The 16,231-nt window shown below is 62.6% G+C and carries 10 protein-coding genes and 1 pseudogene; 3 read left to right on the forward strand and 8 right to left on the reverse strand.

Annotated elements, in window-relative coordinates; genetic code table 11:
- Positions 1 to 25 precede the first annotated feature (25 nt).
- Positions 26 to 325, forward strand: a complete 300-nt coding sequence (locus ABMA32_RS10000; protein WP_349013625.1) for a DUF3572 domain-containing protein — start codon at positions 26 to 28, stop codon at positions 323 to 325.
- Between the two features lie 15 nt (positions 326 to 340).
- On the opposite strand, the pseudogene ABMA32_RS10005 reads toward ABMA32_RS10000, so the two are convergent.
- Positions 341 to 915 (reverse strand): annotated as a pseudogene (locus tag ABMA32_RS10005) (GNAT family N-acetyltransferase).
- A 65-nt stretch (positions 916 to 980) separates the two neighbouring features.
- Between ABMA32_RS10005 and ABMA32_RS10010 the strand changes: the two are divergent.
- The gene (locus ABMA32_RS10010; RefSeq protein WP_349013626.1) at positions 981 to 2,318 is read left to right on the forward strand and encodes a DNA polymerase IV; all 1,338 of its coding nucleotides are present in this window, start codon (positions 981 to 983) and stop codon (positions 2,316 to 2,318) included.
- A gap of 73 nt (positions 2,319 to 2,391) precedes the next feature.
- On the forward strand, positions 2,392 to 3,270 hold the full coding sequence (locus tag ABMA32_RS10015) for a DMT family transporter (RefSeq protein ID WP_349013627.1): 879 nt from the start codon (positions 2,392 to 2,394) through the stop codon (positions 3,268 to 3,270).
- On the opposite strand, the gene ABMA32_RS10020 is transcribed toward ABMA32_RS10015, so the two are convergent.
- The 7 genes from ABMA32_RS10020 to ABMA32_RS10050 all read right to left on the reverse strand — a co-directional run bounded on the left by ABMA32_RS10020 (position 3,271) and on the right by ABMA32_RS10050 (position 16,211).
- Positions 3,271 to 4,068, reverse strand: coding sequence for an ion channel (locus ABMA32_RS10020; protein WP_349013628.1), 798 nt, complete (start codon positions 4,066 to 4,068; stop codon positions 3,271 to 3,273).
- A gap of 66 nt (positions 4,069 to 4,134) precedes the next feature.
- A complete protein-coding gene (dnaE, locus tag ABMA32_RS10025) occupies positions 4,135 to 7,665 on the reverse strand; it encodes a DNA polymerase III subunit alpha (protein ID WP_349013629.1) in 3,531 nt (1,176 codons plus the stop codon).
- Positions 7,666 to 7,781: 116 nt separating this feature from the next.
- Positions 7,782 to 8,600, reverse strand: a complete 819-nt coding sequence (locus ABMA32_RS10030) for a tetratricopeptide repeat protein (RefSeq protein ID WP_425475534.1) — start codon at positions 8,598 to 8,600, stop codon at positions 7,782 to 7,784.
- Positions 8,601 to 9,195: 595 nt separating this feature from the next.
- The gene (locus tag ABMA32_RS10035; RefSeq protein WP_349013631.1) at positions 9,196 to 10,455 is read right to left on the reverse strand and encodes an outer membrane protein transport protein; all 1,260 of its coding nucleotides are present in this window, start codon (positions 10,453 to 10,455) and stop codon (positions 9,196 to 9,198) included.
- A 341-nt stretch (positions 10,456 to 10,796) separates the two neighbouring features.
- A complete protein-coding gene (locus ABMA32_RS10040) occupies positions 10,797 to 13,700 on the reverse strand; it encodes a valine--tRNA ligase (protein WP_349013632.1) in 2,904 nt (967 codons plus the stop codon).
- A 139-nt stretch (positions 13,701 to 13,839) separates the two neighbouring features.
- The gene (locus ABMA32_RS10045) at positions 13,840 to 14,661 is read right to left on the reverse strand and encodes a PopZ family protein (protein WP_349013633.1); all 822 of its coding nucleotides are present in this window, start codon (positions 14,659 to 14,661) and stop codon (positions 13,840 to 13,842) included.
- A gap of 164 nt (positions 14,662 to 14,825) precedes the next feature.
- Complete coding sequence (locus ABMA32_RS10050; protein WP_349013634.1) at positions 14,826 to 16,211, reverse strand: TolC family outer membrane protein; 1,386 nt, start codon at positions 16,209 to 16,211, stop codon at positions 14,826 to 14,828.
- Between the last annotated feature and the right edge of the window lie 20 nt (positions 16,212 to 16,231).

Here is a 16,231-nt window from a genome sequence, read left to right on the forward strand (position 1 = left end):
AGCTGATTCCGAAAGGGTAACAAGCATGTCCCGGGACGACCAAAGGCGCGAACAGGCGGAAGCTCTGGCGATACAGGCGCTGGGCTTCGTCGCCGCCGATCCCGAGTTGCTGCCGCGCTTTCTGGCAATCACCGGCATCGAGGCCTCGGCTATCCGACAGGCAGCGCGTGAACCGGGCTTCCTCGCCGGCGTCCTTCAGTTCATCGCCGCCCACGAGCCGACCCTGCTGCGCTTTTCCGAGGAAACCGGCATTGCGCCCAAAAGCGTGGCGTCGGCGCTGCGCGATCTTCCCTTCGGCGACGACCTGCACGACCGGTCGACGTGAGGCATTCCGCCTGATTCAAAGCACATAGCGCATCAGCGGACGCCCGGCCTTGCGCTCGACCAGCCTTGAGAACCCGGCCTTCTCAAAGACCCGTGACGACCCGACGAACAGCCCGATCGATTTCGAATTGCCGGCCTGATCCATTGGGCAGGCTTCCACGAACCGGGCGCCGTTGCGTGCGGCAAACTCCAGTCCCACCTCAACCATCCGATGCGTCAATCCCCTGCCTCGCGCTGCTTCCGCAGAAAGAAGCAGGACATTGCCCACACGGCTGGATCGGCAGCTTCATTGGGGGCGACCTCGGCGGACACCCTGCCGGCATTGTTCCATTCCGGAACATCGGAGCGCGGGCCGATCTGCATCCAGCCGACGGCTTGCCCGTTCTCTAAGGCAAGCAACCCGGGAGGTGGCCCGGCTTCGATCCGTTGCCTGATGATCTGCTTTTTGCCCTCGCTGTCGGTGACCTTGCGCACTGCGGGCCGCAACCGGAATTAGGTACACCAGCAACCATAGCAGGCACCCTGCTTCCCGAACAAATCCTCGAATGCGGTCCACAGATCCGGTGTCAGCGGCGAGATGGCGAATGACATGAAAACCCTTCCGCATAACCTTGTACGGGGTGCTGCGCCGGAATAAGATTTGGGATGTTCTCTATATGTTCGCAGCAATGGCTCTGATTGTCAACGATCCCGGACATGGTTTCTGCCGCGACTGCATGACGATGCAGACCGGCCAAGCGGCGCGCTGCGAACGCTGCGGCAGCCCACGCCTTGCGCGGCATACCGAACTCTACAGCCTGCAACTCGCCCACATCGACTGCGACGCCTTCTACGCCGCCGTGGAGAAACGCGACAATCCGGCCCTGCGCGACAAGCCGGTCATCATCGGCGGCGGCAAGCGCGGCGTCGTTTCGACGGCCTGCTACATCGCCCGCATCAAGGGCGTGCGCTCGGCAATGCCCATGTTCAAGGCTCTGGCCGCCTGCCCCGAGGCGGTAGTCATACCGCCTGACATGGAGAAATATGTCCGCGTCGGCCGCGAAATCCGCGCCATGATGCAGGCTCTGACGCCGCTTGTCGAACCGCTATCGATCGACGAGGCGTTCCTCGACCTCTCGGGCACCGAACGCCTGCACAGCCGGCCGCCCGCGATGGTGCTGGCCGACTTTGCACGACGTGTCGAAACGGAGATCGGCATCACCGTCTCTGTCGGCCTGTCCTACTGCAAGTTCCTCGCCAAGGTCGCCTCGGACTTTCGCAAGCCGCGCGGTTTCTCGGTCATCGGCGAGGCAGAGGCCGTCGATTTCCTGGCCGAGCAGCCGGTGACGCTTATCTGGGGCGTTGGCAAAGCCTTCGCGGCGACGCTGGAACGTGACGGGATCCGGCAGATCGGGCAGTTGCAGAAGCTCGACCGTGCCGACCTGATGAAGCGCTACGGCACGATGGGCGACCGGCTCTACCATCTGTCGCGTGGCCAGGACGAACGGCGTGTCCACGCCGAGCGGGACGCCAAGAGCGTGTCGGCAGAGACGACCTTCGATGCCGATCTGGCTTCGCCAGCCGACCTCGTTCCGGTTCTGCGTGCGCTGTCGGAAAAGGTCTCCACCCGCCTGAAGAAGGCCGGCATCGCCGGTCGAACCGTGGTCCTGAAGCTGAAAACGCAGGATTTCAGGATTCGCACCCGCAACCTCCAGCTCGGCGACCCTACCCGCCTCGCCGACAGGATTTTCCAGACCGGCCTGCATCTTCTGGAAAAAGAGACCGACGGCACCAAATATCGCCTGCTCGGGATCGGCGTCAGCGACCTGACCGAAGCCGACAAGGCCGATCCGCCCGATCTGGTCGACGTCGGCGCGCACAAGCGCGCGCTGGCGGAAGGTGCAATCGACAGCCTGCGCGAAAAGTTCGGAAAGAAGGCCGTCGAGACGGGCTACACCTTCGGCAAAGGTCGCAACGCCCACCCGCCGGAGCATATCGACCGCGAGGAGGAGTAGCGGGGCTGTCTGGCACACAGCTTTGTCCGTGTTAGAGGTTGCGCAACCGCCCGGCGCTTGCCACAGAGCGCGCATGGAGCAGACGCAATCGACGCTCAAGGCAGCGCTATGGATGTGTGGGTCGATGGCCTCCTTCCTGACCATGACCGTAGCCGGCCGGGCCATCATCCCGGCGCTTGACGTCTTTCAGGTCATGGAGTTGCGCTCGATCATCGGCTGGTTCATCCTGTTGCCGCTGGTCTTCGTCTCCGGTGGTTTTGCCGCCATGCGCACGAAGCGACCATGGCTGCACATCTTCCGCAATATCGTCCACTACGGCGGACAGTATTCGTGGCTGATGGCGCTGACCATGATTCCTCTGGCGCAGCTCATGTCCATCGAATTCACGACACCGATCTGGGGCTCGCTGCTCGCAGTTCTCTTCCTTGGGGAGCGGATGACCTTTCGCAAGGTCGCAGCCATCCTGTCCGGCATGCTCGGCGTGCTGGTCATCGTGCGGCCGGGCGTAAGCGCCGTCGAGCCGGGCCATCTGATCATGCTGGCAGGCGCCGTCTGCTTCGGCGTCTCGGTAGTGATGGTGAAGTCCCTGACGCGCACGGACGGCGTGGTGGTCATCATCTTCTGGATGCTCATCATCCAGTCGGTGATCGGTATCATCCCTGCTCTGTCGGTCTGGCGCACGCCTGAACTCTGGATGTGGCCCTGGATCTTGCTGGTCTCGTTCACCGGCATGTCGTCGCATTTCTGCATGGCCCGTGCCCTTAGCTACGCGGAGGCAACTGTCGTCATGCCCATGGATTTTCTGCGCCTGCCGCTGTCGGCGCTGATCGGCTTCCTGCTCTACAGCGAGAAGATCGACGCCTTCACGGCCGTCGGCGCCGTCCTCATTCTGGCGGGCAACCTTTTCAACCTAAGGCGTCGCGCAAAGGAGCCGGAGATCGCAACATCCTGATCAGTTCCCGTCATCGGGGATTTTCAGGAGATATCCGCAGGCCTTGCAATGAACGGCATCCGGCTCGTGCCGTCGCAGACCGCAACTGGTGCACTCGAAATAGACCTTCGCCGGGCGGAAGACCGCCTGCGCCAGCCTGACGAACAGGGAGATGCCGACGATCATGGCCACGATGGACGTCAGCTTGCCCGCCGTACCCGGCAACGTGATGTCGCCGTAGCCGGTCGTAGTGATCGTTGTCACGGTGAAATACAAGGCATCGACATAGCCTCCGATGCCGGACCCGTTGATGAAGAAGAAGGTGTAGACGAAGCCGGTGACGATGAAGAGGAACGTCACGAGATTGACGACCGCGACAATCGGCTCGCGCCATTTCAGCAGGCCGCGCTCTTCCAGCGGCGTCAGCAGCGCGCGGCTGTGCGCCAGCGACCAGAGGCGCAGGATGCGCAGAAAGCCGAGATTGGCAAGCGCCTGCGGAAACAGCAGCGTGGCGAGGATGAAAATGTCCACCCACGACGTCGGCTTCTTCAGCAAGCGCCACATGTCGGTCGAAGCGAGAAGCCTCGCCACCATGTCGGCCGCGACGACGGCCGCCACCGTATAGTCGATCCACAGGAAGGAAGCCGTCCCGGCCAGAATCGGAGTCACGATAAAGAAGCCGATGATCGCCAGATCGACGATGATCACCGCGGTCTGGAACCATACGGCTCCCGGAGTGCGCCCGTGATACAGCCGGCGCAGGACATCGCGTACCCGCGCGATCCCGGTCAGCGGTTCATCGACTTGGGAAGCGACCACGACTGAACCCCTCCCCGGCAAGCAATGCGTATCGCCGCTCAAACGCCCGGCGCGCTGCAAAGTTGCTCAGACCAGTTCCACCTCGACCACACCCGGCACCGCCCGCATGGCCGACGCGACCTGCGGCGAGATGCGGTAGCGGTCCGGCAGTTCGATTTCCACCTCGCCGCCGGCGTCCGCTTTCAGAACCACGAAGCTGACCTGCCCCTCACCCCTTGTCGAGAGCTGCGTCGCCAGCGTGCTCACCGGACCCGGGTCGCGCAGGTAGATGCGCAGCGCCTTCTGCGCCTGCCCGGCGGCATCCTCGAGCGACTGTACCGTCTGGATGCGCATGTTAACGCCCTCCGCACGGTCCTCCGCGGAAACCGTGATCACCAGCGACTTGCCGGGCTCCAGCATGTCGCGGTACTGCGCCAGCCCTTCGGAGAAAAGCACCGCCTCGTACTGGCCAGACGTATCGGAGAAGGTCACCACGCCCATCTTGTTGCCGGTCCGCGTCTTGCGTTCCTGCCGGGAGGTAACCGTGCCAGCGAGGCGTCCAGCTGTCGCCCCCTGCTTCACAGCCGCCGCGAACTCCGCCCAGTTCTGCACCCGCATCTTCTTCAGCGCCGCGCGATATTCATCGAGCGGGTGCGCTGAAAGGTAGAATCCGACGACCTGGAATTCCCGGTGCAGCCGCTCGGCCGGCAGCCATGGCTCGGTGAGCGGCAGATGCAGCTTCTGCACGGGACCGGCAGCGGCGAGTCCGAAAATGTCGCCCTGCCCCAGCGCCGCATTCTCGCTGGACTGAGCCGAAAGCCCCATCATGCGATCGAGCCCGGCCATCATCGCTGCCCGGTCGTGCCCGAAGCAGTCCAGCGCGCCGGCCATGATCAGCGTTTCCAGGACGCGCTTGCCGACGATCTTGGGATCGACCCGCTCGCAGAAGTCCTCGAGGCTCGCGAACGGCTTTTCTTTGCGCTTCTCCACGATGTGCTCGACAGCCGCGTCGCCAACGCCCTTCAGCGCCGCCATCGAATAGAAAATCTTGTTCTCGCCGACCTCGAAGTCGCGGAAGCTGGTCATCACCGATGGCGGCACGACCTCGATGCCGAGCCGCATCGCATCCTGCCGGAAGTCGGCCAGCTTGTCGGTGTTGCCCATGTCGAGCGTCATCGACGCCGCCAGAAATTCGACCGGATAATGCGCTTTCAGATAGGCAGTCTGGTAGGAGACGACCGCGTATGCCGCCGCGTGGCTCTTATTGAAGCCGTAGTCGGCGAACTTCGCCAGCAGGTCGAAGATCATGTTCGCCTGTGCCTTTTCGAGGCCGTTCTTCAGCGCGCCGTCGACGAAGCGCACGCGCTGCGCGTCCATCTCGGCGCGGATCTTCTTGCCCATGGCGCGGCGCAGCAGGTCGGCTTCGCCGAGCGAATAGCCGGAAAGCTCCTGCGCGATCTGCATCACCTGTTCCTGATAGACGATGACGCCTTGAGTCTCCCTCACCAGATGGTCGATCTTCGGATGGATCGAGGCGATCTCCTCCTCGCCGTGCTTACGGGCGTTGTAGGTCGGGATGTTCTCCATCGGGCCGGGGCGATAGAGAGCGACCAGCGCGATGATGTCCTCGATCTGGTCGGGCTTCATGCCGACCAGCGCCTTGCGCATGCCGGCACTTTCCACTTGGAAGATGCCGACCACCTCGCCGCGCGACAGCATGGCGTATGTCTGCGCATCGTCGAGCGGGATGCGCGCAAGATCGATGTCGATGCCGCGCCGGCGGATCAGCTTCACCGCACGGTCCAGCGTCGTCAGCGTCTTCAGGCCGAGGAAGTCGAACTTTACCAGCCCCGCCTGCTCGACATATTTCATGTTGAACTGTGTGACCGGCATGTCCGAGCGCGGGTCGCGATACATCGGCACCAGTTCGGAAAGCGGCCGGTCGCCGATCACAATGCCGGCGGCATGTGTCGATGCGTGGCGGTAGAGCCCTTCCAGCTTCTGGGCCATGTCGAGCAGGGTCTGGACCGCAGGCTCCTTTTCGGCTTCCTCGGCGAAGCGCGGCTCGCCCTCGATCGCCTTGGCGAGCGATACCGGGTTGGCCGGGTTCTGCGGCACCATCTTGCAGAGCCGGTCGACCTGACCGTAGGGCATCTGCAGCACGCGCCCGACGTCGCGCAGCACCGCTCGCGCCTGCAGCGTACCGAAGGTGATGATCTGCCCGACCTGCTCGCGGCCATACTTCCGCTGCACGTAGCGGATCACCTCCTCGCGGCGATCCTGGCAGAAATCGATATCGAAGTCGGGCATCGACACGCGATCCGGATTGAGGAAGCGCTCGAACAGCAGCGAGAACCGCAACGGATCGATGTCGGTGATGGTCAGCGCATAGGCGACCAGCGAGCCCGCGCCGGATCCGCGTCCGGGCCCGACGGGAATATCCTGCGCTTTTGCCCACTTGATGAAGTCCGAGACGATCAGGAAATAGCCCGGGAACTTCATCCGGGTGATGATCCCGATCTCGAATTCCAGACGCTTTTCGTAATCCTCGATCGTGTAGCCGGATGTCGGGCCATGCGCTTCGAGGCGTATGCGCAGCCCTTCGCGTGCCTGACGGGCGAGTTCATCCGCCTCTGCCGCGAGCGCCGCGTCGGCATCGGCCGCTTCCGCGCCTGTAAAGCGCGGCAGGATCGGGTTGCGGTTCCTTGGATAGTAGGAACAGCGGCGGGCGATCTCGATCGTGTTGTCGATCGCCTCGGGCAGATCGGCGAAGAGGTCAGACATTTCCTTCTGCGTCTTCAGGAAATTGTCAGGCGCAAGCCTCCTGCGCTCATCCACCGCGATCACCGAACCCTCGGCAATAGCGATCAGCGCGTCATGCGCCTCGTAGTCGTCGCGAGCCGGGAAGAAGGACTCGTTCGTCGCGACCAGCGGCAGTTCGTGGGTATAGGCGAGATCGATCGTCTTCGCCTCGACGCCAGGGTCGAAGCCAGCCACCCGCTCCAGTTCGACATAGAGCCGGTCGCCGAAGATGCGCTTCAGCGTCAGCAGCCGCGATTCAGCCAGCGGTAAGTGGTCCGTCTTTAGCGCGGTTCCGATTGGGCCGCGCGGCCCGCCGGTCAGGCAGATCAGCCCGTCGGCCAGTTCCGCGACCCAGGCCAGCGACGCATGCGCGGGATCGCCCGGACCGTTTTCCAGATAGGCCCGGCTGATCAGCCGCACCAGATTGCCGTAGCCGGCCTCGGTCGCGGCGATCAGGACCAGCGGAAACACCTCCGGCCCCTGCCGCCTCTGATGGTTGCGGCTGGCTTCCACGCTGTCGTCCGCGAAGGCCACATCCAGTTGGCAGCCGATGATCGGCTGGATGCCTTCCTTTACCGCCTTCTGCGCGAACTCGAGCGCGCCGAACAGGTTGTTGGTGTCGGTCACGCCGATCGCCGGCGCATGATCCTTGGCAGCGAGCGCCACGATCTTGGCCAGCGGCAGCGCGCCTTCGAGCAGCGAATAGGCCGAATGCACGCGCAGGTGCACGAATGGGCGTTCGGCCGGCGCAGCCGCCTGCGCCCTCGTCGCTGCCTCACGAAGTATGGGGTCGCGCGGCGGTCGCTCGCTGCTCATGTGTGCCCAATCCAAGACTCAATCTGAATGCGCCATTGTTTCGCAATGGTGGTGTCAGGTCGAGCAGAAATGGGAACTGGACACAGCCGTTTGAAGTCTGCGCTCGCGGTCGCCGACTACTGGCTGTCGCTGTCGCCCTTGCCGAGGATGTCCTGCGCAAGCGCAATCGCGGTGCGGCGGTCGGCCTCGCCGGCAAGCGAGAACGCCTCTTCCTGCATGCCGCGGATCCACGGCTGGTCGGCGGGCGCGGCACGTTCGAGCGCAGCCGTCATCATGGCCAGCCCCCGCACTACCTTGCCGCTCTGGAAGAGCAAATTGCCGAGCGTCGCCTGCGCCCCGGCGTGGCCCTTCTCGGCGGCAAGCTGGAACCAGCGACCGGCCTGGCGGACGCTCGCCTTCACGCCGCCGTCGCCCTTGAGGAAGATCTTGCCCATCTCGTACTGGGCGCTCGGGTTTCGGTAGTTGGCCGCCGCGCGCATGAAGTATTCCTGCGCTGCCACCGGATCGGCCTTAACAGGCGTTCCGGGGATACCGGTCTTCATGTAGCCGCCGAGCGCCACAAGCGCGTCTGACACGTAGCTCTCGTCACGGCTGCCCGGTTCGACATCTTGCTCGACGATCTCTGAGAAGAACTTGTAGGCCTCGTAGTCGTCGCGGGCGACACCGTCGCCGGAGGCGTACATGCGGGCGAGCTTCCACGTCGCGCCGATCTGCCCCTTTTCGGCAGCATACCGATAGGCTTCCGCCGCCTGGTCCTTATGGCCGCTCTGATAGGCTGAATAGCCAAACTTGAAGACATCCCACGGGCTGGATTCGGCTCTGACTTCACCGCTCGAGTCGTCGAACACGGTGTCGTCGAAAGCCAGCGCCGCGCCCGTGCCGGCAGCCATGCCGACCCCGAAAACGCAAATCCTGACAAACCCGAACAACCGCATGACCATTATATTCTTTCGCGCCCCAGTATTCCCTTGATGGGCCTTCCCGTGGCGGTCCGCCGGGGCGGAGCGCAATTCATCCATCGCGCCGGACCGATAGCCAGTCCTGCACGGGTTCCAATCCGTCGCCCTCTCCGCCAGATGCGATCGTATCGATGCCACCTTGGGGGCGACACCCGCGACGTCGGGCCTGACGATGCCGCGGCTACGATTGCGAGGAGAATTCTGCCAGCGCATTTCGGCCAAACTGCGACCGGTACAGTCCTGACCAGAGGTCTCCCGGCTGCTTCTGGAACTGACCTGCGCGACTACTCTGGCGTCCATTATTTTCCTTGCCGTTCTACGCACGGCATGCATCCCGTCGTCTCGTCTTTTTGGTCGGCGCGGGTCCGAAGAGGCTATCCGGGTGCGCCCCCTTTATGGCGGGAACTGGGCAATTCTACTGGCCCGAACCTTAGCCCAATGGTTGTTCAGAAAGTGTTGCCGAAACGTCACAAATTGCGGATGCCCTGCAAGCGTAGCAAGGATGCAACAGTGGCGCGCAAATGAAAAAGCCCGGCATAGCCGGGCTTTTGGGAGGTCTTTCAGGTTAGCTTTAGAACTTGGCGGCGGCACTGATCGACAGGGCGTAGCCCCACTCGGCTGGCGAACTCGCAACATAGTCGATCGGGCTCGCCGTCTGCCATTTCTGGCCTTCAGTAAAGTAGATCGCTGCACCACCGGCGCGCACCTGGATATTTTCCTTTACATCGTAAGCGACGCCACCAGCGAAGGTCCATGTATCTGTAAGGGTGTCCCAACCTGTGGTAACACCCTTGTCCCAGGTAATCGAGAATGATCCAGCGAGACTTTCGTTAAAGCGGTGGCCTACGCCGCCTGTAACGGTCCAGCCATCTTCGAAGAAGAATCGCGTGGTCGAGAACGGCTGATTGGCAAGTCCTTCCGTCACAATGATGCTGGACAGCACGCTCCAGTCCGTCCATTTCACGGACCCAAAGGCAAGCCAACCCTCGGCAATTCCGCTTTGGACGGTCAAATCGAGCATCGCCGGCAAGGAAGCGGTTGCTGAGGCCGGAGCGCTTAGTTGGGAGGGGTTGTATGGATTTAAGTTTCCGGCGCCATTGAGCGCCGCGAGATAGTAGAATGGCGTATTGGAATATTCGCCGCTCGCATCATGATTTGTCTGGGAGCGGTAAAGCAACTGCGCTTTCAGAGCATATTCGGGAATTTCATAACCTACACCGAGCCTATAGCCCCATGCACCGGAATCCAGCGCAACGGTGCTGTCGCCAGACACTCCAGGAATATATCCGGTGAAATTCCTCGCCTGACTGTAGTCTACCGTCTCATAGAAAGTGCCGCCGATAAGCGACAAACGGCCTTTCGAGAGATCGAAACCATAGCCGCACGTCAGGCCATACTCGTTCGTCTCAAGTTTCTGGCTCGCGGTCTGGAAAGTGATCGGCCCATAATATTCCGAGTCCGCGCCGAACGGCTGAACATAGGACCCGACGCAGTTGACATCGCCTACGATACGCCCACCTACCGAAGCGTAGGGGACGACGTAGTCATTTGAGAACGTGACGTCAGTCTGTGTGAAGTCGGTTATATACACAGGCCCAGACTGTCCCGGCGGATTTGTGGACGGAAAGAAACCGACATTCGTTCCCTCGATCGTCTCATACGACCTTTGCGGCGACACATAGGTCACGCCGCCATAAAAACCGAGTTGAGCGGCGCCATAGAGCCCGTCGAGGTTAGCCACGCCGCGGTTGAACCCGCCCGCTCCCGCCTGCCCAATGACAGCCAGCGATGAAAATCCCACAAGAAGCGCTTTGATACGCAGCCTTTTCATGGCTTCCTCCCAGAAGTACCTGCGCCAGCTAAAGTGATTTCGCCTATTAGCGGCAACAGCAAATTTTGGCTGCAACGCAGCGTAGGCCGCGAAAACTCCGCGTTTTTGCGTCCGGGGCCTGGCAAGAATCGATCCATCGCGTGCGATCTTGCCGCTTTCGAGCAACTAAAGCCCTAAGGACGCTGCGTTATCGAAGTCGCGCCCACGCAATTTCCAATCACTGTCACATAAACACAACAGGACAGCCCAAAAATACACGACCGATCAACCTCACGCTGCGGCATTTCAGCCTAAACGCAGCGTACGGTTGCGGCCCGGGCGGAGCGTGCGCTTGAGACGTGTCAGCCGCTGCGGACACGCGAGAGTGCGGCGTCCAGCCGAAGCTGCGTTTCGCGATACTCATCGAGCTTGTCCCGCTCCGCCACCACCACATCCTCCGGCGCGTTGGCGACGAACTTCTCGTTCGACAGCTTCTTGTGGAGGCGCGCGATCTCTTCGGTCGCCTTGGCCAGTTCCTTCTGCAGCCGGGCCGCTTCGGCCTTGAGATCGATCAGCTCCCCGAGCGGCAGGCAGGCGGTCGCCTCTCCGAGCACAAACTGCGCCGACTGTGCCGGCGCGGCGTCCGCATGGCTGATCTCGCCAACGCGCGCCAGCCGCTTGATCGCCGCCCCGTGTCGCTCGAGCCGTTCTCTGGTCGTCGCATCCGCACCGACAAGGACCAACGGCGCGATCGCCGACGGCGGCACGTTCATCTCCGAACGCACCGAGCGCACGCCCGAAACCAGATCGATGAGCCAGTTGATCTCGGCCGCCGATTCCCCATCCTCGAAGTCGGGAGCCGGCCATGCGGCATGGCAGAGCAACGTCTGCCGCTCGCGTCCCTCGCCCGCCGTCTCCGCCCAAAGCTCTTCCGTCATGAAGGGCATCATCGGGTGCAGCAGCTTGTAGATCTCGTCGAGAACGAAGGCCATGGTGGCGCGGCTTTCGGCCTTTGCAGCATCGTCCTCGCCCATGAAGACAGGCTTCAGCAACTCCACATACCAGTCGCAGAACAGGTTCCAGACGAAACGATAGGCCGCAGCAGCAGCCTCATTGAACCTGTAGGCGGTGATGCCGTCGGTGATCTCCTTCGCCGCCCGTGTGAGTTCGGTCAGGATCCAGCGGTTGACGGTCAGCTTGGCGTCGTTCAGCCAGAAGTCGTCGTTACGCGCGACGCCGTTCATCTCGGCAAAGCGCGTCGCGTTCCAGAGCTTGGTGCCGAAATTGCGGTAGCCGGCGATGCGAGCAGGGTCGAGCTTCACGTCCCTGCCCTGCGCCGCCATGATGGTCAGCGTGAAGCGCAGCGCGTCGGCGCCGTACTCTTCGATCAGTTCGAGCGGATCGATGACGTTGCCCTTCGACTTCGACATCTTCGCGCCGTTCTTGTCGCGAACGAGCGCGTGGACGTAGACAGTGTGGAACGGCTCCTCCTTCATGAAGTGCAGGCTCATCATCATCATGCGGGCGACCCAGAAGAAGATGATGTCGAAGCCGGTCACCAGCACGTCGGTCTGGTAGTAGGTCTTCAGTTCTGGCGTCTCGTCCGGCCAGCCGAGCGTCGAGAACGGCCACAGCGCCGACGAGAACCACGTGTCCAGCACGTCCTCGTCGCGAACCAGGATTTCACCCGGCTTGAAGTTCTCCAGCTTCTCCTCGACCCATGCCTTCCACGGGCCTTCCAGAGCAAGATAATATTCGACCGCTGCGTCCAGCGCCTCCTGCTCGGTCTTCTCGACGAAGACGCGACCGTCCGGTCCGTACCAGGCAGGAATCTGGTGTCCCCACCAGAGCTGGCGGGAAATCGTCCACGGCTGGATGTTCTCCATCCAGTCGAAATAGGTTTTTTCCCAGTTCTTGGGCACGAATTTCGTACGCCCTTCGCGCACCGAGGCTATCGCTGGCTGCGCCAGCGTCTTCGCGTCGGCGAACCATTGGTCCGTCAGCATCGGTTCGATGACCACGCCCGACCGATCCCCGAAGGGCTGCATTATCTTCTTGTTCTCGACATACGGAACGGGATTGCCCTCTGCGTCCGGCCGGGTCACGGCAAGGCCTTCGGCATTGATCGCATCGACGATGCGCTTGCGCGCCTCGTAGCGGTCGAGCCCGCGATACTCGTCCGGGACGAGATTGATGTCGTCGACGATGCCTTCGTTAGGCAGTTCCCCGGATTTCGCAATCTGCAGCGCCTGTTCGGCGTAGAAGGCGTAGGGCTCTCCATCGGTGCGCAGCTGCGCCTGATTGTCCATCAGGCGGTAGAGCGGAATGTTGTTGCGCTTGGCAACCTGATAGTCGTTGAAGTCATGCGCGCCAGTGATCTTCACCGCACCCGAGCCGAAGGCCGGATCGGGATATTCGTCTGCGATGATCGGGATCAGCCTGCGATGCGCCTTCGGGCCGACCGGAATCTCGCAAAGCTTGCCGACGATCGGCTTGTAGCGTTCGTCATCGGGATGAACGGCGACCGCTCCGTCGCCCAGCATCGTTTCCGGACGCGTGGTGGCGATCGAGATATAGTCGCGCTCCTCGGAGAACACGATGGTCCCGTCGGAATCCTTCTCGACATAGGTGTAGGTTTCCCCGCCGGCCAACGGATACTTGAAATGCCACATGTGGCCGTCGACTTCGCGGCTTTCGACTTCGAGATCGGAGATCGCCGTCTCGAATTTGGGATCCCAGTTGACCAGTCGTTTTCCGCGGTAGATCAGCCCCTCCTTGTAGAGCGTCACGAACACTTCGAGCACGGCCTTCGACAGGCCCTCGTCCATGGTGAAGCGCTCGCGCGACCAGTCGGCCGAGGCGCCCAGCCGCTTGAGCTGGTTAAAGATCATGCCGCCGGACTCGGCTTTCCATTCCCAGATCTTGTCGATGAACTGCTCGCGCGTCAGGTCGCGGCGATGAATCTGCTTCTCCATCAACTGTCGCTCGACCACCATCTGGGTGGCGATGCCCGCGTGATCCATGCCGGGCTGCCACAGCACGTTCTTGCCGCGCATGCGCTCGAAGCGAACAAGGATGTCCTGCAGCGTGTTGTTGAGCGCATGGCCCATATGCAGAGATCCGGTAACGTTCGGCGGCGGGATCACGATGGTGAACGGATCGGCGTCGGGCTGCGCGCCCGCCCCGGCCGCGAAAGCGTCGGCATCCTCCCAGATTTTTGCGATCTTCGGCTCGACGGTCTTTGCGTCGTAGGTCTTTTCAAGCATGGGCGAAGCTGTCCGGATTTTTCGCGCCCGGTAAATCCGAAGGCCAACGGCAAGTCAACCGCTGCGGTCTGGGCGCGACCTCAACAAGAACGCCGCCCGAAGGCGGCGTCCTGACTATATAGGCAGCCCGCCGAAGGGACTAGGACCCGCGCGCCACCCGCTCGATCTCTTCGCGAACCAGGCGCTCCACCAGCGTCGGCAGGTTGTTCTCCATCCAGTCGCGCAGCAGCGGCGCGATCATTTCTTCCGCCATTTCGTCGAAAGTCTTGCGGCTGCGGGCGGCAAAAGCCTCAGAAAGCTCGCTGAACGAGGCCGCCACCTGACGCTCGACGCGCTCTGAAAGAAGCGCGGGCTTCGGCGCAACACTTTCGTTCTCGGCAAAGCGGACCGGCGCGACGAAGTGCGGACGGCCTTCCTCGATTTCGGCCACGGGTGCGGGCGCCGGTTCACTCACCTGGACCTCGACGGGCCGAACCGTGTTCGCCGGCTCGGGCAGGCCAAGCAACGCACGGGCATCCTCGCGAGCCGCGCGCGAATTCTCGATCGCCCTGCGAATGTCGTCCGAGGAACGCTGGTAGGCCTGCCGCTCGATCACGGGCGGCAGTTCGGGCTCGGGTTCAAGCTCAGGCTCTGGTTCGACCCAACGCGTGGGCATGGCGGCTGCTTCGGCGGCAATCTGTGCCTGTATCTCCGCAAGGCTCGGTTTATGGCGGACCGGCTCAGGCTGGATCTCTTCGCGCACCGGCTCCGCCGGCTGTGCATGCAACTCGCCGCGGAACGCGTCGACTTCGATGACCGTCCGCTCCGTCACGACCGGCCTCTCCGCAGGAACAGGACGAACCGGCGCCGGATCGTTTGCCTGCTTGCGGCTGGCGGCATCGTTGTCCTCGATGATGCGCCGTATCGACGCCAGAATCTCTTCCATCGAAGGTTCGCGCTGTGCGTTGCTCGCCTGTGCCATCGTCACGTCCGCCGCCCCCTGCAATACTGATCCGTCATACTGTCAAACTTTCGAATCGTTGGCGAAAGCGTAGCGGAGGGATCGCGTTTGGAGAATCCCCAAACGCCGTATGCATGCGATTTCAACAGATTGCTGGGGCAAGTTCAGGAACTTGCCACCAAGGCTCAGCGGCCGTCGGGCGTCTTGAAGCCGGCTGCCTTGTTCTTGACCGCGTCATAGTGCTCTTGCGGTCGGTGGATGGCCACCTGCAGGCCGAGACGCTCGGCGGTCAGCGCGCCCATCGCGGAAACGATTGCGTAGCTCGCCACAACAACATCGCGCTGCGAGCCGACGAGGTCGATCTGCGCGCTTATGACATCGGCCTGCGCGTCCAGCACGTCCAGCGTGGTGCGCTGCCCGACATTGCGCTCTTCGATCACACCGTCGAGCGCCAGTTGCTGCGCGGCGACCTGTTCGCGATTCGCGGACACGTTTTCGCGCGCCGCCACATATTGCGACCAGGCCGAGACGACTGCCTGGCGAACCTGATCACGGGTCACGTCGACCTGAATACGCGCCTGCCCAAGCGTTTCCTTTGACTGCCGGACCCGGGCGGAAACCGCGCCGCCGGTGTAGATCGGGATCGTCAGCGTCGCGCCGATGGACGCGGAGTTGAAGCTGCCGTCGCTGGCACCGCCGACGCCCGGAAGCCCGTCGAATTCTGTGTTGCGATAGCTACGGGCAACGCCCGCGTTGGCCGTCACACCGGGCAACGCTGCGCCTTCGGCCGACTTGACGGCGAAAGCGGACGCATCGACCAGATGCTGGGTCGCAATGATCGCGGGATGTTCGATCGCCGCCATCGCGACCGCCGAATCCACGCTTTTCGGCAGCATCTTCGACAGCGCCTGCCCCGGCTGCAGCTTGCCCGGAGCATCTCCGATCACCTGCTGGTAGGTGGCCTCGCTGACCTGCGCCTGCGCCCGCGCCGCCGAAAGCTGTGCGATCGCGAGAAGCCTGCTGGCATCTGCCTGCGCCACGTCGGTACGAGTTCCCTCTCCCACCTCGAAGCGGGACCGCGCGGCCCGCGCCTGTTCGGTCAGGAACTGCAGGTTCTGTTCCGTCAGCACGGCGATCTGCCGGTCGCGGATCACGTCCATATAGGCGCTTGCGGCATCGAAAAGCGTGTTCTGTTCCTGGTTGCGCAGGCTTTCCTGCGAGGCCCTCACCTGCGCTTCCGCAGTGCGCACATTGTTCTTGGTCTGGAAACCGTCGAACAGCATCTGGTTGATCTGCACGCCAAAAGAGCCCGTCGTCAGACGCGTTCCGCCTTCCGTGTCCGTATAGTCGATGGTCCCGCTCGCCCCAACCGTCGGCCGGTATCCGGACTTCGCCAGCGGCACGTTCTCGTCTGTGACGCGAACGCCGGCGCGATTGTAGTTCAGCGTGGCGTTCAACTGGTAGGCTTTGGTCAGCGCACCGAACAGCGTCTCCGCGGACGCCATTGTCGGGGTGAGCGCCGTCGCTGCGATGAGTGCGGCGGCGAGAACTTTCTTGGCTACCAACGACACTTAACCCTCATTCACTGCGC

It is taken from the genome of Mesorhizobium quangtriensis (assembly GCF_040081925.1).
Lineage (GTDB): Bacteria > Pseudomonadota > Alphaproteobacteria > Rhizobiales > Rhizobiaceae > Mesorhizobium_K > Mesorhizobium_K quangtriensis.

Coding starts and splice junctions, on each gene's coding strand:
- dnaE (WP_349013629.1), bottom strand. CDS start 7,665: ATGAGCAGCGAGCGACCGCCGCGCGACCCCATACTTCGTGAGGCAGCG.
- ABMA32_RS10045 (WP_349013633.1), bottom strand. CDS start 14,661: ATGGCACAGGCGAGCAACGCACAGCGCGAACCTTCGATGGAAGAGATT.
- ABMA32_RS10015 (WP_349013627.1), top strand. CDS start 2,392: ATGGAGCAGACGCAATCGACGCTCAAGGCAGCGCTATGGATGTGTGGG.
- ABMA32_RS10040 (WP_349013632.1), bottom strand. CDS start 13,700: ATGCTTGAAAAGACCTACGACGCAAAGACCGTCGAGCCGAAGATCGCA.
- ABMA32_RS10035 (WP_349013631.1), bottom strand. CDS start 10,455: ATGAAAAGGCTGCGTATCAAAGCGCTTCTTGTGGGATTTTCATCGCTG.
- ABMA32_RS10030 (WP_425475534.1), bottom strand. CDS start 8,600: ATGCGGTTGTTCGGGTTTGTCAGGATTTGCGTTTTCGGGGTCGGCATG.
- ABMA32_RS10000 (WP_349013625.1), top strand. CDS start 26: ATGTCCCGGGACGACCAAAGGCGCGAACAGGCGGAAGCTCTGGCGATA.
- ABMA32_RS10010 (WP_349013626.1), top strand. CDS start 981: ATGTTCGCAGCAATGGCTCTGATTGTCAACGATCCCGGACATGGTTTC.